A 20,751-nucleotide genomic window follows, 5' to 3' on the forward strand; every position below is an offset into this window, starting at 1 on the left:
TTTTTAAATATATTGAAGGTTGGTATAACAGAAAAAGGCTACACTCTTCTATTAATTACATGACTCCAGATCAATGTGAATTATTAGCTAGAAGTGCAGCATAAAAAAGTTTGACTTTTTGTGTCCAAAATATTGACATAAGACCATTATGTATAATAAGAGTATAAAGTTTTGAACAATCGTATTATAAGACGAATTAAAAAGTCGGCACTTTTGCCGACTTTTTCTTTTCTATCTTACTGTGAACTCTTTTACAAAAGTGTTTGTGGTTTTCAATGTGAAAATCCTTTTTGCACCCAAAAGCGAACCCGTTGTTTTAATACTCTAGTATATTTTGTTTTTGAATTTTAACTTACATAAAAATTATTGATTTTACACTAAATTTAGACTCTAAAGCTGACATTATCATATCTTCATATCGTTTTTTAATTATATTTATATGAAATGCATTAGGACAGATGATTTTGAAATCCCCATTGTTGTTTTCAATTTCTAATGGTTTTATCCAAGTGTCAATCTTTATACTATCTAAATTATCACTTAATTTTTCAACTAAGAATTGTGTTAGGTTTATTGAGTTTAACTTATCACATATATTTATGACTTTCATATATTCTCCTTATACTAGTTGTTTGTTATAATTGTATACCTCAAGCTTGAGAATTTCAAATTGATAATATTTCTATTATATATTCTAATAATTGGGTGACGATTAAGAGGTGTAATTTAAAAGAAGCTCAAATAGTTTGAGCTTCTAATGAATCTTATATTTGCTTTACTAATAACTTAATTTTTATCTTCACTTTCAAAATCCATATCTTCCAATTGCATCACATTATCGTATATTCTCCCACATTCCACACAAGCAAAATCTCCATCATCACAATTATAAAAATTTTCATTATAACAATTAGGAGAAACCTTACAAATTTTATACTCTTATACAACCCTCCTTTGTTCGCAATATTAATATATTGCGATTTAAAATAAAAGTGGACAAGATTACTATTTGTTCACTTTTATACTATTTATTATCAACCTTAATTTAAAACAGAGCCAAATTATAAAAAAATATTTAAAATAGTATAATACCTTATTAAGGAAAAGGAGAGAAGATAAACTTCTCAAGTTTATAATGAAAAGTTTATTTATAAATAAGGAGAAATTAGCGATATTATATAAAAAGTTAATGTATAAAATTCTAATAAGAGTTTATCTATTATTTCTAGATTTTATATAGATACTCTTCAACTATAGAGATATAGTTGTAGCATACATATATGTTTGAATAGCCTGAAATATTTAAAAATCTAGAATTTAATAATGAATGATGTAAGGGTTTAAGTAAAATTAAGCCTTTTTAGCTTATAATTTAATATTTATGTCTATTGATAATATCACATATGTGTGTGGTATAATGCTTATTTAAAAGATTATATAGTATAAAATTTGAAATTAATATTTTTTACGATTAAATCACAAAAAAATTATATACTTTAGAAAAGTTATTATAGCTTCATTATAAGGTAATTAAAATTTAACAAATAACAAAAGTTATATATTTACATAATTGTATTTTTGTGATAGAATATATATAAAATTATTTTTTAATGTTGTTATAATAAACCAAATAACGTTAAAAATGTTAAGCTTATTGATAAAGTATTTTAAATTCACAAGATAAAAATTTATCTATGGATAGATGAATTTAAAAGAAAAAATAATTTAGTAATAGATTATTTTTGGCATGGAAGCCTCTAAAATTTATATAAAAATTTGGAGGTGAAATTATGAACGAGATAAATGTAGAAGATGCTGTTATTAAATCAGTTAGAATGTATAACGATGATTATGAACTATTTAAGTTACTAGCTAAAGAAAATGGAATTACGCAGGCAGAATTTATGCATAATCTTATTGATGGTTTTCAAAAAAATAATTTGCAGTATAAAAATGAAAAATACCAAGAAGAAAAATGTTGTGAAGGTAGACTTCTAGATGAGATTATACTAGAAAAAGATGAAGAAATAAAAATACGTGATGAAAAAATATCTTTGTTATATAAGGAATGTAAGAGGTATTTCGATAATGATATTAAATATAGACTTGAAAAGTTAGAATTAGAATTTAAATTGAAAAAAAGATAAAACGGAATTTATCTTGAATGGTTATGGATGACCTAATAAATTAATTTGTTAGGAGACCATAAAATGATTAAAAAAATTAAGTTTGAAGTTTACGAAAATGATGAAAAGGAAATAGAACTTGGAAATACACAATATGAATTAATAGCAGAAGAATTATTAGAAAAGTATTTAACAAGATTATTAAAGCAAGATAATGATTATATTCTAATGGATGGTAGACTACTATGATTAAATTAGAATATGATTCAGCTACAATAGATCTACTTATTCTTATATATGTAAGAAAGAGTAAGAAGTTAGATAAAGGGATAACGTTTGAAACACAAGTTGACAGATGTAAGAGAGAAGCTAAGAAAAAGTTCGGAGAGAATGTAAAAATAAAAATATTTATAGAAGAAAATAAGTCTGGTGATGATGTTAGTAGAGAAAAATATAATGAAATGAAAGAGCTCATTAAGTTGCATAATAATTGTATTGTATTTTCGTATGCTGTTAATAGACTTGTTAGAGATGTTGCTGAAGGTGAAAATTTAGCTAAGTTTTTAACAAAGGAAAACTGCCAGTTATACATTTATGATATTGGTAGAATGCATATAGAAACACCAGAAGGTAGAAGCTTCTTTTTATCCCAGTGTAATAATGCTGAAACAGAATTAAATAGAGTAAAAAAGAATCAAGCAGAAAATGCTTTTAAAAAAGGAAGTATGTCGATTAAGACAGGTTGCCAAGCGGCATATGGATATGAACATAAAAGTGAAGAAATTTTTGAAGGAGAAAAAATATTTAATAAATCATCTTATACTATTAAAGAATCTGAAATAGTTATTGTTATGCGTATATATGATTTATATCTAAAGTATAAATCAATTTCAAAAGTTACAAAAATTTTAAGGGAAGATGATGTTAGAGGGAAAAATGGAGAATTAATATCTAAAGCAACAATTGCAAGTGTATTAAAAAATCCTGTTAATGTTAAAACGAACCAACAGGTCGTAGATTACTTTTTAAATAAAGGCTTTGTTATTGGCAAAATTGAGTTTGGAAAAGGTGGAAATAGGTACGGAGTAAATTCCAAAGCAGAGTTTATAGATGAGGAAAATAGAAAAAAATATTTCTTTACATTAGACCACAATGGTGTAATTGATCCTGAAATATGGTTAAAAACCCAACATATTCTTGATGAAAAGTCAATCAATAAGATAACTAAAAAAGGAAAATCTAAGAAGAGTTCTTTAGATAATTTATTGAAATGCAAGTGTGGTGCTGACATGAAAATAGCTTCAATTAAGGGTGAAACTGTATATTATTGCTGTACAAATAAATGCGGTAGGAAGAATGTAAATGGAAATAAGTTAGAGAAAATGATATTCGAGGATGTAGTAAATATTAATAAAGATGCTTTAGTGAATCAAATGAATAAAAATTATAAAAAAGTAGTTAAAAAATTAGATGTTAGACTTAGCGAACTAGTTAAAAGAAGAAGCTATTTAATGAAATCCTATAATAAATTAAGAGAAAAAATAATATTTCTTGAAATGAAAAAAGAAGCTAGGATTCAATATTTAAATAAGGATGCTGAAGATAAATATAAAAGTATTCAAGAATTAAATGAGAAAATATATTCAATAGAAAGTAATATGTCAAATATTTATGATAGTGTTAAAGGTTATATAGAGTTATTTAAGTCGAAAGAAATAGATGATATATTATTTGAAGAAGCGGATATAGAAATAAGAAAAAATATATTAAAAATGATGTTTAAAGAGATAATTTGGGATGCAGATACCGAAATGGTTTATATAAATAAGAATAAATAGATTTAAAGAGATTTCTGATAATAAATATGTCAGAAATCTCTTTGTATTTTAATGAAAATTATTTAAGGTTAGGTTTAGTAACAAAATCATTATTAATTTCATAAGATAATTATAAGTATTAATTAATAAGGTGAATTTGTTTTGAAAGACAATATTAAAGTTGTTGTAAATGAAGTAGGGGGAGAGTGTATTACATCAGTAGGATATAAAACAATTGCAAGAGGTGTATTAAAGGCTTTAGGAAAGGATATATGTAAGCTATTGGTTAATGAGTTTAATAATAAAGATAATAAGAAATAGTAGGTGTTATTATTCCAATATTTAAAACTTGTAAAATATTAAGGTGAAAGGTAAGCTAGAAATTGTAATACACAAATACCTTACTAAATAATTAAAAATAATTATTAGAAAAGGTGAAATTAATATGAAAATAGCTATATATTCGAGAAAATCTAAATTCACAGGAAAAGGAGACTCTATAGGAAATCAAATTGATAGATGCAGAGATTACATTAATTTTATTTATTCTGAACAAAATGATATAGAGATTGTTATATTTGAGGATGAGGGATTTAGTGGTAAGAATACTGATAGACCAGCATTTAAGAAAATGATGCATATGATTAAAATGAAGGAATTAGATGCAGTTATAGTGTATCAACTTAATAGACTTGGAAGAAAGGTTAAAGATATCCTAGAAACTATAGATATTTTTAAAGAACATAAATGTGCTTTGCATAGTGTTACAGAAAAAATAGATACATCTAGTCCCATGGGAACTATGTTTTTAACAATACTAGCAAGTATTTCACAGTTTGAACGAGATGATATGATACAGCGTATTACAGATAATATGTATTTATTGGCTAGGGATGGACGTTGGCTTGGTGGACAAGCACCTTTAGGATTTAATCATATAAGAGAGTGTTTTATAGATGGACATGGTAAGACTAGGTATTACAGCTCATTAGTTATGAATGAGGAAGAAATATCTAAAGTAATACAGATGTATGAACTCTATTTAGAGTTTGAAAGTGTAAGTAGAGTTCATAAATACTTGCTTAGAAATAAGGTTACAGGTAAAAAAGGTGGATATATAAATAAGAGCTCTATACTAAGTGTTTTAGTAAATCCATGCTATGTTATTTGTAATGATGATATAGTTGAATTTTTAGAGGAGCATGGTTATATTGTTACAAAACATGAAAATGGAAAAGGTATTTTAACTTATTGTAAAAAAACTAATGATAAAACAAGAAATAATCCAAAACTTGCAGCTACAGCAAAACATGATGGTGTAATACAGGCTGATAAGTGGATCAAAGTTCAGGAGTTAATAGCTAAAAATAAACTTAACAAGCCTAATAGGGGGAATTCTAGTATTGCTCTTTTAAGTGGGATATTACGATGTAAATGTGGAGCTGTAATGAATGTAGTTAAAGGAAGAGTATTGAGGGATGGGACAAGACCTTATTATTATGCATGTAGTATGAAAATAGATAGTGGTAATACAATTTGTAATATGAAAAATCTAAATGGAGCAATTGTAGATAAAAGGATCATTGAAGAGGTAGTTGGGTACGATTCTTCTAAAGTAATACAAGAGTTAGATGAGATATTAAAAAATGAGTATTGTATAAATAATAATACTGAGTTAGATGAGATTAATAATAGTATCCAACAGCTAAAAAATAAAAAGGGAAATATGTTCTTACAGTTACAAACTTTAGACTCTGAAGTTGATAAGGAAATAATTTTAGAATATCAACAAATAATTAGAGATATTAATTTTCAAATTAAAGAGCTAGAAGAGTCTTTGGATGATGTAATACAAAAAACTTCTACTATTATTAATGAAGAAATTGATATAAAAGATATTAGAGATAAAATAAGTAATTTTAAATCAACTTTTGATTTATTAGATCATGAAGACAAAAAGAAGGTTTTAAGGAAAATATTCCAAGAAATTGTATGGGATAGTGAAGGTAATACAATTAGTATTACATATAGCAGTAAAAACCTAAAAATGTTAGAAGAGTTATGAAATGTAATAAAATGTGCAGACTGGAGCAAAAATTTCGCAGTTTGGTCATCATGCAGAAGCAATATGTACGGGATCACTAGCAGGTCATAATGCTGTAAGACTTATGTTAGGAATGCCACTATTAATATTACCAGCATCAATAGCAATAGGAGACTTAATTGGATATGCAAATGAAAAAGCAGCGACAAGAGAAGGAAGAATGAATAGATATACTTTTGCAGGAGCAGGATATTTAAAGAGGATGGAAGAGTTAGGTCTTTATACTACTGATATAAATGAAATTAATAATAGGATTAAGAAAGTTAATTTAGATAATATATTTGAGCAAAAACTTGTATAGATTTCAATTTAAGGAGCTGTTACATTAGTGTAACGGCTTTTAAGCTTAATTTTAAAATATAACTAATATATTTTATCTAATTAAAATGAGATTTAAAGATACAGAAGTTAAGGTAATGAATAAGTAATAAAAAGCAGATTTTATGGGGGAATAAAAGATATTGAAGAAAATAATTTGTACTTATATCTAGCAATAGGGAAGTACAAAGTTCTATTTTTATGAACCCTTATTAAATAATCAAATAATTAGATGAAAAAACAATGCGTATGCTTTTAGCTATGGTAGTTAATGTGGTGCTGGGGAATGAAAACAACCAGAAAAGAAACCAACAGAATGCAGTTCAGCATGTGGTTAATGTGATAAATAATTAAAGCTTATCATTTTGATAATTAGATATTATTGAGGGGATATATGAAGAAATAATAATATTTATATAAATGAAGCTTAATTTAAAATCTATTTAGGAATAGAGTGTTTAGATTAAATGGACAAAAATTTATAAGAATAAAAATTGTATGTCTAAGAAAAAGATTAGAAGATTGGCTTAATAGATTAAAGATAGCAATTGCTAAATATATTAAAAGTAAACTATAATTAAATGTAATAGTAAGTAAAGAATTAAAGATGTATATAAGATGAGTTTTAATTAATGCAGGAAGGAGAAGCTCTATAAATTATACAATAAAACAAGTGGCATAGAAGTTAGGAGTAAGTGTATCAAAATTAAGATATTACTATAAAGAAGGACTTATGCCATTTGTTGATAAAAGAGAAAACGAAACAAGAGTTTTTAAGGATGAGGATTTTGGAGGAATACAAATGATTTCATATATGAAAAGCTCTCGTATGCCAATTAAGGAAATTAAGAGGTTTATGGATATGTGTTTAGTAGGTGACGATACTTTAGAAGAGAGATTACAGGTCTTTTACTATCGTAAGAAAGCTGTAAATCAGTAAATAGATGAATTTAATAAGGTTAGAGCTGATATTTTAGGAGGAAAATGTAATGTCAATTATAGAAAGATTAAAATCTCAAGATGATTTAACTCCTGTTGAGTGTGAGCTAGTTAGATATATATTAGAAAATCAAGATAAAATAATAAATCTTAATATATCAGATTTAGCAGCAATAACTTTTACTTCTAATGCAACGATAGTACGACTTTGTCGTAAAATTGGATTAAGTGGATACAGACAATTTAAAGTTCAGTTTATTAAAGAAGTGGAAAAAAGGCGAAAAGAAAAGAGCGATGTTGATATAAATCATCCTTTTGGTGAAAAAGAAAGTGAAGAGGAGATAATTAAGAGAATAGCTGATTTATCTAAAGAGGCTATTGATACATGTTATGAATCAATAGATTCTTTAGCAATTTCAAAAGTAGCTAAATATATAATAAATGCTAATAGCACATATATATATGCAAATGGTGATTCTCTTATAAGTTCAATAGGTTTTGCAAATAGATTGAGTAAATTAAAAATAAATACTGTTATAGCAAATCAATATGGTGAGATTTCTACTAATACTTATAATGTTACAAGAGATGATGTAGCTTTGTTTGTATCATATTCAGGGAAAAATCTAATTCAAGATAGATATATGAGGGTTTTAAAGAGAAGTGGATGTAAAATATTAATTATAACTGCCGATAAGAATATATCTGGATATGATGGAACTATAATATTTCCTAATAGAGAAGCAGTTGAAGGAAAAATAGCTACATATTATTCTCAAATAGCAATTAATTATATTTTAAATTGTATTTATGCTATTATTTTTGCCAGCGATTTTAGAAAAAATTATAATAAAAAATATAAAATAGAAAAGTTAGAACAAAAATAAAGTTCAGGTTTGTATTCTCTTAGAGTGCAAATTCTGAACTTTTTTTTCAGAATTCTAGGATTTATAGATATAGATATTTTAGTATGATAACATGAAGTTGAAAGGGGAGAAGTATACATGGATTATAAAGAATTACTTAAAGAGGATAGTGAGATTATATTAGATTCTTTTATGAATAAGGATGCATTTATTTTAGGAAAATACATAAGTGAAATTGCAATATCTAAAAATTATGATGTTGCAATTAGAATAATTAAAAATAATAATATAGTTTTTGAGTATTTAAATGATAATGCATCGTTTAATAATTTTTATTGGATAGAAAAGAAAATTAATGTTGTGAAAAGATTTGATAAAAGTTCAGCACTAATTGCGTATAAACTTAAATCTGAAAATTTAACTTTTGATGAAAAATATGGTGATGCTAGAGAATATGCAGTAACTCCAGGTGCAGTACCTATAAGGGTTAAAAGTGTAGGAACGGTTGGAATAATATCAGTTTCAGGATTATCTTCAGAAGAGGATCATGGACTTATTATTAAAGGATTAAAATACTTATTATCAAGAGGAGATGAATAATATGAAATTAGGCATTGTAGGTGCAGGAACTATAGTACCAGATTTCTTAAATGCAGCAAAAGAAATTCAAGATATAGAAGTAGTTAGTATATCAGGACAAGAATCAGATTTAAAAATAATGAAAAAGTTAGCAGAAGAAAATACTATAAATAATATTTACACAAACTATAGTGATATGCTTAAAGATGATATTGAAATAGTATATGTAGCTGTACCAAATAGCCTTCACTACAAATTTGCAATGGAAGCATTAGAAGCGGGAAAAAATGTAATACTTGAAAAGCCATTTGTATCTTCATATAAAGAAGCTAAAGAATTAATAGGTTTTGCAAATGAGAAGAAACTATTTATTTTTGAGGCGATTTCAAATCAGTATTTACCAAATTATCTTAATATAAAAGATACATTAAAGGTTCTTGGTGATATAAAAATAGTGCAATTAAATTATTCTCAATATTCAAGAAGGTATGATTTGTTCAAAGAAGGTAAAGTATTACCAGTATTTGATCCTAAGAAATCTGGAGGAGCTTTAATGGATCTTAATGTATATAATATTCATTTCATTTTAGGTCTTTTTGGAAAGCCAGATAAAATACAGTATATTGCAAATGTTGAAAGAAATATTGATACATCAGGAATACTTACATTAGAATATCCAACATTTAAATGTGTATCAATAGGTGCCAAGGATTGTAAAGCGCCTGTCACTATAAATATTCAAGGGGATAAAGGATTTATTCATAGTGATGAGCCAGCTAATGTATTTAATAATTTTATTAAAGGCAGTAATTTAGGTGAAATTAAACATTATAATCTTAATAGCAATAAAAATAGATTATTTTATGAAATTAAAGAGTTTGCAAGAGTTATTAAAGAAAAAGATTATGAAGTAGTTGCGGAATATAATAATCATACATTAAATGTTATTGAAATATTAGACGAAGCTAGAAAGCAAGTTGGAATAGAGATAATTTAGGAGGTAATTATGTTAACAATAGGTTATATAGGTAATGGAAAAAGTACAAATAGATATCATCTCCCATTTGTATTACAAAGGGATAGTATCAAGGTGAAAACAATTTATCAAAGAAATCCTAAAAATGAATCATGGGATAGAATTGAAGGGGTAAAGTATACTTCTAATTTGAATGAAGTATTAAATGATGAAGAAATTCAATTAATAGTTGTATGTACTAGACATGATAGTCATTATGAATATGCAAAATTAGCTTTAGAACATAATAAACATTGTTTGGTTGAAAAACCTTTTATGGAAACATCAGAAGAAGCTAAAGAAATATTTAAACTAGCAAAGGAAAAAGGATTAATAGTACAAGCTTATCAAAATAGAAGATTTGACAGTGATTTTTTGACAGTACAAAAAGTTATTGAGAGTGGTAAGCTGGGAGATTTATTAGAAGTAGAAATGCATTATGACTACTATAGACCATATATACCAGAATCAGTTGATAACTTCATACCATCATCTTCATATTTATATGGACATGGGTGTCATACTTTAGATCAAGTTATAAGCTATTTTGGTAAACCTGATAATATTCATTATGATGTACGTCAGTTATTAGGTAAAGGTAGAATGAATGATTATTTTGACTTGGATTTATATTATGAAACATTAAAGGTATCGGTAAAATCAAGTTATTTTAGAGTGAAAGAAAGACCAAGTTTTGTTGTGTATGGCAAAAAAGGATGCTTTGTAAAACAGACTAAGGATAGACAAGAAGAACATTTAAAATTATTCTATATGCCTCATAATGAGGACTTTGGTATTGATTTACCAGAGCATTATGGTACTTTAACTTATTATGATAATGAAGGAAATTACCATGAAGAAAAGGTAAAATCGGAAAAAGGTGATTATGGGAGAGTCTACGATGATTTATATAATGCAATAATAAACGGTAAAGAAAAAACAATAACAGATGAACAAACTTTATTACAAATGGAGATGCTAGAGCAAGGTATAAAAGATTTAAAATAGGAATATATACTTACGTTTATGTAGCTACTTTACTAAAAGTTAATAGGAAAATCTGTAAGTTTATTATAAGCGCCGGTGTATTAATATCTAAAGCATCGGTGATTTTTTTATATTTTAATTATTGATTTACAGACAGATTTATTAAGTGTTTATCAATAGGCCAGGTTAAAAAATAATCTTATACAAAATATAAATAGAGAGAAAGTTATGAAGAAATAAAAGGGTTTAATTTATCAATAATTATAGAATAACAGAAAAGTACATTGAGTATGAAGATGGTTGCTTTAATGTACAATTATTACATACTTACAATATACAATGCTTTTTAAGCATATATAGGTATTTAACATAAGTATTAGACCATGGAATTTGTTTATGTTATTATATAATTAACAAATAAAATTATGGAAAAGAATCTAAATTTTTTTCAATAGCAAAAAGTATTTATAGAAGGGTAAAAAGTATTTTAAATAAGATTATAAAACTAAGGAGAGAAAATTTATGAATAAAACAATAAAACAAGCAGTAGCACCAAAAACAAAAGCTTTTGGTAAAGAAGCGTTTAACAAAAGTGAAGATACAGTTATCCGTTGGCTAGGTAACGCTGGTGTTATGATTAATAGTAGAGGAACTTGTATAATGATAGATCCTCTTTTAAAAGGATTCGATATGCCATTATTAATTGATATGCCTATAAGTGTTGAGGAGATATCTCATTTAGATGGAATATTAATAACACATTGTGATAATGATCATTTTAGTAGAGTAACCTGTAGAGAATTATCAGAGGTTTGTAATTCATATCATGGACCTCATTATGTTGCAGAGCTTATGAGAGAAGAAGGACTTAAAGGGATAGGACATAATATAGAAGAAACATTTAAAATTGGAGATATGGATATAACATTAACACCGGCAGATCACGCATGGCAAAATGAAAGTAGTAAATATAGCAAAATAAGAAAGTTTAACTTTGAAGATTATTGTGGATTTTGGATTGAAACAAAGGATGGAACTATATGGGCACCAGGAGATTCACGTCTTTTAGAAGAGCATCTTAATATGAAAAATCCAGATGTTATTATCTTTGATTTTTCTAATAACTCATGGCACATCGGTTTAGAGGATGCAATTAAACTTGCAAATGCCTATCCAGATGCAAAGCTTATACTTTCACACTGGGGAAGTGTAGATGCACCTGAAATGGATGCATTTAATGCAGACCCAGCAGCTTTAATTGGAAAAGTTATTAATGAAGATAGAATTTATATAATGGCACCAGGAGAAGCTTTTAAATTGTAAATTAGACTATGTTTTTAATCTATAGGTTAATATAAAAGAGCTAATAGAAAAAGTATATAGGGGTATGAGTTTTAGGAGAGGTAATATGAATAATAAAAATAGAAGTATAAAACATTTAATCGTATTAATAGTATGCTGTGGATTAGCAGCTAGTTCAATAGGAGTTTGTGTCAATTCAGCTGGAGTTTTTTATACGCCTGTATCTGAAAGTTTAGGTATAATGAGAGGAACTTTTTCGATGCATGGAACTATATCATTATTAGCAACAGCAGTTATATCATTATTTGTACCAGCAATTATGAAAAAGTATTCTTATAAAGTAATTCTAATATTTAGTGTATTAGTAGCAGGTGGTTCAACAATTTTAATGGCATTTTCTAAAGGGGTACTAGCCTTCTATATTTTAGGTGCTATTAGAGGAGTTAGTTCAGGCTTGTTTGCTATAGTTCCTATTACAATGATTATTAATAAGTGGTTTTATAAAAATCATGGTTTAGCTACAAGTATTGTATTAAGCTTTAGTGGAATAGCGGGGGCAGTGTGTTCACCTATATTTACTAAGTGTATACAGAGTTTTGGATGGGAAATAGCTTATATAATAATGGGAATAAGTATAATTGTATTATGTATTCCAGCAGTAATATATCCATTTTCTATTGATCCTGAAGAGATAGGGTTGTTAGCATATGGATATAATGCAAAGGAAAAGCAAATTATAGATGAAGTTACGAAAAGTGAGAATAATTTTAATTTCTTTAATGTAAGCTTTGTGTGTTTCTTTGTATTTGCTATATTACACACAGCGATATCAGGTATAACGCAACATTTACCAGGGTTTGCAGAAACTCTAAATTATAGTGCAACTATTGGAGCAATGATGTTATCAGCAGGTATGGTTGGAAATATTTTATCAAAGCTTGTAATTGGATTTATAAGTGATAAACTAGGTCCAGTTAAGGCAACTATTATTATGATAGCTATAAATATTATATCAATTGTTATATTATTGCTTGCACCATCATCAACAGTACTATTAATTGGATCATTTTTATTTGGCTCGGTTTATTCAGTTGGCGCAGTTGGTTTTGCTTTATTAACAAAGCATTTCTTTGGGGTGGAGAATTACTCAACTGTTTATCCAATTATTTCATTTGCTACAAATTTTGGAGGAGCATTTGCATTGTCTTTAGTAGGATATATTTATGATTTTACTGGGTCTTATGTGTATGCATTTATTATTGCTTTAACTATTAATGTCGCTAATTTAATTTTATTATATATAGTAGTAAAAAGTTATTTAGTTGCAAAAAAATTAAAGCTTGAAAATGCTGTAGTTAATTTATAGAAAAAATATTAGATAAAAAATGAAAAATTATAAAAATATATTGCAGGTAAAGTTAACTTTAGGGATATAATGACATTGGAATTAATGTATTGCTTATGAGGAATTTAGGAGGAAATATGAGTAAGGACTTATTAAAAAGATTAGAGACTATGGAGTTTATATCACATAAAGATGCAATATTTACTGAAATTAACGCAATTTTAGAAGAAACATTAAAATTAACAAATGAATTAAACTTAGGGTATAAAGCTCCAGAGGAAGTAAGAGAGATTTTAGCAAAGATAACAGATAGTGAAATTGATAATTCTGTACAAGTTTTAACACCTTTTAATACTGACTTTGGAAGAAATATAAAGATTGGTAAGGATGTATTTATTAATAAATCTTGTATGTTTGTTGATTTAGGTGGTATCACCTTAGAGGATAATGTATTAGTTGGACCAGAGGTAAAAATATTATCAGTTAACCATCCTATAGAACCACAAAATAGACGTGGTGTAATTATAAAAAGTGTAAAAATTAAGCGTAATGCTTGGATTGGAGCTGGAGCAATAATTTGTCCAGGGGTAACAGTTGGAGAAAATTCTGTTATTGGAGCAGGTTCAGTTGTCACTAAAGATGTACCAGATAACTGTGTATATGCAGGAGTACCAGCAAAATTTATTAAAAATATAGAAGTAGAGTCGGAAATTTAAATATCATATAGTCTTGACATAAAGTTAACTTTATCCTGTATGATATATACAAATGAAACGAAATACCTTCTCCTTAACGTCAAATGTGCAACTTTTAAGTTTTAAATGTAAAATTTACAATTACAAGTTAAGTAGAGAAAGGTATAATTATCACTGAAAAAGGAGTTTTTTATATGACATATACCATAAAAGAAGTGGCAGAAAAAATGGGAGTATCAGTTCCGATATTAAGATATTACGATAAAGAAGGACTTATGCCTTTTATTGAAAAAAAAGAAAATGGAACTAGAGTATTTAAAGATGAAGATTTTAAAGGGTTAGAAATAATATCATGTATGAAAAGGTCTGGTATGCCAATAAAAGATATAAAGAGATATATGGATATGTGTATGGAAGGTGATAGTACTTTACAAGCAAGGTTAGAAGTTTTTCATGAACGAGAAAAAATTGTAAAGCAACAAATAGAAGAGTTAAATAATATTATGGAACTTATTAAGCATAAAATTTGGTACTACGAAACAGCAATTGAGGCTGGAAGTGAATCAATTCATAAGGATAATAAAGATTTAAGCAGTAAATAACTATTTGATAAATTATATATGAATACAGAAGTATTTAATAAATATTATTGATAGATATTTATTGAAAAAATGAAAACACTAGGATAATTCCTGGTGTTTTTCCTTAGTAAATAATATATAAAAATATTTAAAAAAAATATCTTGAGCTAAAGTTAACTTTAAGCCTTATAATAACAAGGTATTTGAGCACAGATATAATTAGTAAGAGTTTCTTTTGAGATATAGCTAAGATATTAAAAAGAAGTGTTGTAAAAGAGAGGATTGAGAGTTATGAAATTAATTAATGAAGAGCTATTAACAGGTGAACGAGCACTTTTTAAAAGTAGAAATTTAGATATAGTAAATTCAAATTTTTTTGATGGAGAATCGCCTTTAAAAGAGAGTAGCGATATTAATATTAAAAGTTGTGTTTTTGAATGGAAATATCCTTTATGGTATTGCCAAAATATTAATGTTGAAAATACTACATTTTTAGAAACGGCAAGATCAGGGATTTGGTATACAGATAATATTAATATTAAAGATAGTACAATTGATGCACCTAAAACATTTAGAAAATCTAGAAATATTACATTAGAAAATGTAACTATGCCTAATGCTTTAGAGACATTGTGGAATTGTAATAATATTGAGATTAATAAAGTAAGTGCAAAAGGTGATTACTTTGGAATAAATAGTAAAAATATAGACATTAGAGATTTAAATTTATCAGGTAATTATGCTTTTGATGGAGGTAAAAATATAAAAGTTTACGACTCTAAAATAATTTCAAAGGATGCATTTTGGAACTGTGAAAATGTTACAGTTTATAATTCTACAATAATTGGAGAATATTTAGGGTGGAATTCAAAAAACTTAACTTTTATTAATTGCTTTATTAAAAGTGAACAAGGGTTATGCTATGTTGAAAATCTAGTAATTAAAAATTCGAAATTTATAAAGACGGATCTTGCTTTCGAATATTCAACTATTGATGTTGAAAGTTCAACTTCAATTGAAAGTGTAAAGAATCCTATAAAGGGTAAAATCAAAGCAAAATCAATTGATGAAGTAATTATGGATGATATTGATATAGATGAATTAAATACAAAGATTTTTATTGAAGAGGGGTATGGAGTAGATGGAGTATAATTTTTCTAAATTAACAAATAGATTTAATACTAATTCATTAAAATGGGATGTTAAAGAAAATGAATTGCCAATGTGGGTGGCAGATATGGATTTTGAAACAGCTCCTGAGATAATTGAAGCTATTTCTAATAAGGTTAAGTTAGGTATATTCGGCTATACAGCCATTCCAGAAGAGTATTATTTATCAATAAGCAACTGGTGGGAGAAGAGGCATAACTTTAAAATAGAGAAGGAATGGATATTATTCTGTACAGGAGTTGTTCCAGCTATATCTTCAATAGTAAGAAAAATAACATCTGTAGGAGATAATGTAGTTGTACAAGCACCTGTATATAATATTTTTTATAATTCAATAGTTAATAATGATAGAAAGATACTTTCTAGTGACTTATGTTATGATGGTAGCAATTATTATATTGATTTTGATGATTTAGAAAGAAAGCTTTCAGATAATAAAACAACATTAATGATTCTTTGTAATCCTCATAATCCTATAGGAAAGGTTTGGGATAGAGAAACTCTTGAAAGAATAGGTAATTTAGCATTAAAGCATAATGTAACTGTACTTTCAGATGAAATTCATTGTGATTTAACTTATGGCAATAAAGAGTATATTCCATTTGCATCAGTTTCTAAAGAAATTGCTCAAAATAGCATAACATGTATAGCTCCTACAAAGACCTTTAATATAGCAGGGTTACAAACAGCAAGTATTGTAATTCCAAATGAAGAGCTAAGAAAGAAAGTGAATAGAGGAATAAATACAGATGAAGTTGCAGAACCTAATGCCTTTGCAATGGAGGCTACAATAGCAGCATTTACAAAAGGAGAGCCTTGGCTAAATGGACTAATTGAATATTTATCAGAAAACAAGAGTGTAGTACTTGAGTTTATTAATGAAAAACTACCAGAGCTTAAGGTTGTTAAATCTGATGCAACATATTTATTATGGATTGATTGTAGCAAAGTAACAGAAGATAGTGCAGAATTGTGCAAATATATAAGAAGCAATACAGGATTATATGTATCTAATGGAGCTGTTTATGGAGGTAATGGTAAAACATTTATGCGTATGAATATAGCATGCCCAAGAATCAGATTAGAAGACGGATTATCAAGACTTGAAGCTGGAATTAAGAGTTATATTGAAAATAAAAGATAAGTAATTTTATGTAAGAAAAACCAATATAACCAAGTTTAATTTTAAGAAGTTAGATATAAGATAAATAATCTAATAGAAATATAATAAATGCATGACTTAATTTATTTAGTCATGCATTTATTCATGTAATATGTAGCTTATTTTGGATAAATATATTTGTTTCTATACTCTACAGGAGTCATATTATATTGTTTTTTAAATACACGATAAAAATGACTAGTATTAGAATAACCAACAATATCGATTATATTATTTATAGATATATCGGCGTTTCTAAGTAGTTCACAGGCTTTTTGAGTTTTTATATCTTGAATTATATTTATAAAGCTTTTCCCTATATAATCCTTTAAAATACGAGACATTTGACGTTCGCTATAGTTGAAATATACTGATAAATCTTTAAGTGTTATTGATTTATAATTACTTGAAATATAATTCATTATATTAACAATATTTGTATCAAGTGTATTACCTAGAGGATTAGGAACAATTACTGTTTCTTCATAGCTTCTAAGTAAAGTTATAAATAACTTAGTTGTTAGTGTGTTTAACATACGTTCAGAATAACTTAAAGATAAGTTAAATTCGGAGTGCATCTCTAATATTAAAGATTGAATAATTATATCATTTCCAGTTGGAAATAATAAGTATGATTCAGAAGTGGGTGAATATAGTGCTCTAGAGAAGAAGGATGATAGGATATCCTTATTTCTAAGTGTACCAAAAAATGCACTTTCAAAGGTACTTGCTTTAATTAGTAAATTAAATACTATAGAGTCATCATTAAAAACGCTTATAGCATGAGAAGTACCAGGAGCTAAAATACAAAGATCACCTTTTTTCATATTGATTGATTGGTCAGAAATCTCATTTATACAACTGCCGTTTGCAACATAGATAACTTCAAAAAAGCTATGTGTATGAATAAAACAAGGACTGTAACGAAGATGTTTGCTAACCAATACATCATAAGGAGCAGGTATAATATTTTCTTCCATAAACTCTCTTGATGGATCATAAGAAGAATCAGAGCCACCTTTTTTACAATTACATAAACTATCTAATAAAGAAGATACATGTTTTACTGTTTTAGCTTTATCTAATGTAAATTCTGGATTGTTAATAAATATGTTTTTATACATCATTTCAGATGATGATAGAGATAGATATGTATCTAAATTTAAAAAGTTCATTTTAAGTTTCCCCCAAATAAAATAACTTTACATAATAATATTATATAACGATTACAATACATAAGCTATATGAAAGTATAAAATGTCAGAAATGGACTATAAGTAATGGCATTTATAAGCATAGTAGAGAGTGAGAAACTATAATATCATAAGAATATAGCTATGATAAATGATTAAACATCGATGTGTAAACAATTACTGAATATTAAGACTAGGAGGAAGTAGATGTCGACAGAGAGAATCAACTTGGAGGGACAGTGGATTTCTAAGTTTCCTAAAGAGTATAACTATGATGCATCAGATTATTATGATGACAATCCAAATACTTTAATAAGAAAAGAATTCAACATAAAAAAAACAAATAGTAACTATTACTTAAATGTAGGTTGTCTTGGATATTATATAGCTTATATCAATGGTAAGAGAGTTGGAGATTATGAACTTAACTCTGATTGGACTCAATATGATAAAACTATATATTACGACACCTATGAAGTAAGTGAATTATTAACTGATGGCAAAAATGTAATTTCATTTGAACTAGGAAATGGTATGTATAATCCAGCACCTTTAAGATTGTTTGGAAAATATAATTTAAGAGAACGATTAAGATTAATAGGTGAGCCTTGTTTAATTGCAAGTATTCATGAGAATGAGATATGTATATTAAAAACAGATAAGTCATGGAAAGTAAGTGATGGCCCTCTACTATTTAATAATTTATATATTGGTGAGAGATTTGATGCTAGACAAGCTCAAGATCATTGGAAGCTAATAGGATTTGATGATCTTAATTGGAAAGAAGCAATTATAGATAATAATAAAAAAGGTAAATTAGTTAAAAGTAAAATTCCTAAGGTAAAGAGGAAAAAAATCCTTGAACCAATATCTATAAATATTAATAGTAAAGGAAATTTAATTATTGATTTTGGAGAGACATTATCAGCTGTAATTAATATTTCATTTTTAGGAGTTAAAGATAAAAAAGTTAAGCTAGTTTATGCTGAAAATATTAATGAAGATAATACTGTTAATTGTGATTCTTCTTTAGCAGGAAATGTTGGAGTAGTACTTGAAGGAGTAAATATTAGGTTTGACGGAGGACCTGGAGCTCCAGAACATGCAATGCAAGTAGATGAAATTATATCTAAGGATGGAGAAAATCATTATACAAACAAGTTTACTTACCATTCATTTAGATATGTTGAAGTTTCAGGATTAAAGAAAGATGATTTAAAGAGTATAACAGCAACTTACGTTTATACAGATGTAGATGTAGTTGGTAAATTAGAAACAGACAATAGTTGGATTAATAAATTATACGATTTAGCTTTAAAGACTAAGTTAAATAATATTCATTCAGTTTTTGAAGATTGTGCAAGAGAACGTTTAGGTTATGGTGGAGATATAGTTGCATTAGCTACATCAAATCTTTTTATGTTTGATTTAGATAAAATGTATGAAAAAACAGTTATAGATTTTAGACAAGATCAAACTAAAAAAGGGGGAGTACCTGAAACAGCTCCGTATATGGGGATTCAAACTAACGGTACAGGTGAAGGTGAGGGGCCTATATTATGGCAATTAGCTTATCCGTATCTAGTATATAAACATTATCAATATTACGGAGATAAAGAGTTAATATTAGATGAATATGAATATTTAAGAAAACAAATGTTGTATTTGAAGTCAATAGGAATTGAAGAATTACAAGATAAGTGCTTAGGAGACCATGGTAGTAGTGATACTAAGGTTAGCTTCAAAGTTGGAACTCCAGATAAGAAATTCTTAGCATGTTGTGCATATTACTTATTCCTACAGTATAATAGATATTTTGCTATGTTAGCAGAGGATATGATTTATAAAGAATATGAAGAAGAGTTAGTAAAGGTAAAAGCATTTATTGATAATAACTTTAAAAATGATGATGGAACATACGGCAATAAATCTCAAAGTAGCTTTGCATTTGCAATTTTTACCCATATTTCTGACGAACCAGAAAAGCTATGCAAAATGTATGTAGATAAAATAAAAGAAGATAATGGATATTTACGTTCAGGTATTTTTGGAATGATGATGACTTTTGAAGTATTAAATAAATATGGATATGATGAGGTTATTGAAGAATGGTTGTTTAAAGATGAATATCCCAGTATAGGAAATATGATTAAAGAGGGAAAAACAGCTCTATCAGAACAATTTGATATGAAGGGTTGCTCTCATAATCATGCAATGTTTTCAAGTTATGCTCAATGGTTTTATCAAGGATTAGCTGGAATAAGAGTTAATGATGAAGCTATAAAAGCTAATAAAATTACTTTAAAACCATATTTCTCAAAAAAAGTAAATCAAGTTGAATGTACCTTTAAAACATTATCAGGAGAGATAAGTAGTAATTGGAAAATAGAAAATGGACAAGTAATATGGAAGTTTAATATTCCAGGAGATATTGAGAAGTTTGATGTTATACTTTCAAGTGATTATTCAGTTATAGAAACAAACTATAACGGGAAAAGAAGAGAAAATGGTCAGTATTATATGATAATAAAGCTTTAATTTAAACTTAATTA

At 27.0% G+C, this 20,751-nt stretch carries 18 protein-coding genes and 2 pseudogenes; 18 read left to right on the forward strand and 2 right to left on the reverse strand.

What is annotated here, in order from left to right; translation table 11 throughout:
* Nucleotides 1-352 precede the first annotated feature (352 nt).
* Entirely contained in the window at nt 353-610 is a 258-nt protein-coding gene (locus ARA56_RS11540) for a DnaA N-terminal domain-containing protein (protein WP_055266832.1), read from the reverse strand.
* A gap of 1,180 nt (nt 611-1,790) precedes the next feature.
* Between ARA56_RS11540 and ARA56_RS11545 the strand changes: the two genes are divergently transcribed.
* The 17 genes and pseudogenes from ARA56_RS11545 to ARA56_RS11615 all read left to right on the forward strand — a co-directional run bounded on the left by ARA56_RS11545 (nt 1,791) and on the right by ARA56_RS11615 (nt 16,988).
* Entirely contained in the window at nt 1,791-2,147 is a 357-nt protein-coding gene (locus ARA56_RS11545) for a hypothetical protein (protein ID WP_055266834.1), read from the forward strand.
* A 63-nt stretch (nt 2,148-2,210) separates the two neighbouring features.
* On the forward strand, nt 2,211-2,375 hold the full coding sequence (locus ARA56_RS16680) for a hypothetical protein (RefSeq protein WP_156334264.1): 165 nt from the start codon (nt 2,211-2,213) through the stop codon (nt 2,373-2,375).
* Nucleotides 2,372-3,964: a recombinase family protein gene (locus ARA56_RS11550; RefSeq protein WP_055266836.1), complete on the forward strand. Its 1,593-nt coding sequence runs from the start codon at nt 2,372-2,374 to the stop codon at nt 3,962-3,964. Before ARA56_RS16680 ends, ARA56_RS11550 begins: the two co-directional genes overlap by 4 nt.
* A gap of 141 nt (nt 3,965-4,105) precedes the next feature.
* Nucleotides 4,106-4,264: a hypothetical protein gene (locus ARA56_RS16685; protein ID WP_156334265.1), complete on the forward strand. Its 159-nt coding sequence runs from the start codon at nt 4,106-4,108 to the stop codon at nt 4,262-4,264.
* 124 nt (nt 4,265-4,388) lie between these two features.
* Complete coding sequence (locus ARA56_RS11555) at nt 4,389-6,008, forward strand: recombinase family protein (RefSeq protein ID WP_055266838.1); 1,620 nt, start codon at nt 4,389-4,391, stop codon at nt 6,006-6,008.
* 46 nt (nt 6,009-6,054) lie between these two features.
* Nucleotides 6,055-6,348, forward strand: a pseudogene (locus ARA56_RS11560) (FAD-dependent oxidoreductase); the annotation flags it as partial.
* 711 nt (nt 6,349-7,059) lie between these two features.
* A pseudogene (locus tag ARA56_RS11565) lies at nt 7,060-7,305 on the forward strand (MerR family transcriptional regulator); the annotation flags it as partial.
* Between the two features lie 49 nt (nt 7,306-7,354).
* A complete protein-coding gene (locus ARA56_RS11570) occupies nt 7,355-8,191 on the forward strand; it encodes a MurR/RpiR family transcriptional regulator (RefSeq protein ID WP_055266844.1) in 837 nt (278 codons plus the stop codon).
* 117 nt (nt 8,192-8,308) lie between these two features.
* On the forward strand, nt 8,309-8,770 hold the full coding sequence (locus tag ARA56_RS11575; RefSeq protein WP_055266846.1) for a heme-binding protein: 462 nt from the start codon (nt 8,309-8,311) through the stop codon (nt 8,768-8,770).
* 1 nt (nt 8,771) lies between these two features.
* Nucleotides 8,772-9,746: a Gfo/Idh/MocA family protein gene (locus tag ARA56_RS11580; protein ID WP_055266848.1), complete on the forward strand. Its 975-nt coding sequence runs from the start codon at nt 8,772-8,774 to the stop codon at nt 9,744-9,746.
* 9 nt (nt 9,747-9,755) lie between these two features.
* On the forward strand, nt 9,756-10,772 hold the full coding sequence (locus ARA56_RS11585; protein ID WP_055266850.1) for an oxidoreductase: 1,017 nt from the start codon (nt 9,756-9,758) through the stop codon (nt 10,770-10,772).
* Between the two features lie 501 nt (nt 10,773-11,273).
* Nucleotides 11,274-12,074: an MBL fold metallo-hydrolase gene (locus tag ARA56_RS11590; RefSeq protein WP_055266851.1), complete on the forward strand. Its 801-nt coding sequence runs from the start codon at nt 11,274-11,276 to the stop codon at nt 12,072-12,074.
* 85 nt (nt 12,075-12,159) lie between these two features.
* Nucleotides 12,160-13,419: an MFS transporter gene (locus ARA56_RS11595; RefSeq protein ID WP_055266853.1), complete on the forward strand. Its 1,260-nt coding sequence runs from the start codon at nt 12,160-12,162 to the stop codon at nt 13,417-13,419.
* 116 nt (nt 13,420-13,535) lie between these two features.
* Entirely contained in the window at nt 13,536-14,114 is a 579-nt protein-coding gene (locus ARA56_RS11600) for a sugar O-acetyltransferase (protein ID WP_084759026.1), read from the forward strand.
* Between the two features lie 173 nt (nt 14,115-14,287).
* The gene (locus ARA56_RS11605; protein ID WP_055266854.1) at nt 14,288-14,695 is read left to right on the forward strand and encodes a MerR family transcriptional regulator; all 408 of its coding nucleotides are present in this window, start codon (nt 14,288-14,290) and stop codon (nt 14,693-14,695) included.
* Nucleotides 14,696-14,965: 270 nt separating this feature from the next.
* Complete coding sequence (locus tag ARA56_RS11610) at nt 14,966-15,826, forward strand: DUF3737 family protein (RefSeq protein ID WP_055266856.1); 861 nt, start codon at nt 14,966-14,968, stop codon at nt 15,824-15,826.
* Nucleotides 15,816-16,988, forward strand: a complete 1,173-nt coding sequence (locus tag ARA56_RS11615; protein WP_055266858.1) for a MalY/PatB family protein — start codon at nt 15,816-15,818, stop codon at nt 16,986-16,988. The genes ARA56_RS11610 and ARA56_RS11615 overlap by 11 nt, the downstream gene beginning before the upstream one ends.
* A gap of 137 nt (nt 16,989-17,125) precedes the next feature.
* Here ARA56_RS11615 and ARA56_RS11620 read toward each other — a convergent pair whose 3' ends face one another.
* Entirely contained in the window at nt 17,126-18,181 is a 1,056-nt protein-coding gene (locus tag ARA56_RS11620; RefSeq protein ID WP_055266860.1) for an AraC family transcriptional regulator, read from the reverse strand.
* Nucleotides 18,182-18,406: 225 nt separating this feature from the next.
* On the opposite strand from ARA56_RS11620, the gene ARA56_RS11625 reads away from it, so the two are divergent.
* Entirely contained in the window at nt 18,407-20,737 is a 2,331-nt protein-coding gene (locus tag ARA56_RS11625; RefSeq protein WP_055266862.1) for a family 78 glycoside hydrolase catalytic domain, read from the forward strand.
* The last annotated feature ends 14 nt before the right edge of the window (nt 20,738-20,751 follow it).

It is taken from the genome of Clostridium disporicum, from assembly GCF_001405015.1.
Classification (GTDB): Bacteria; Bacillota; Clostridia; order Clostridiales; family Clostridiaceae; genus Clostridium; species Clostridium disporicum_B.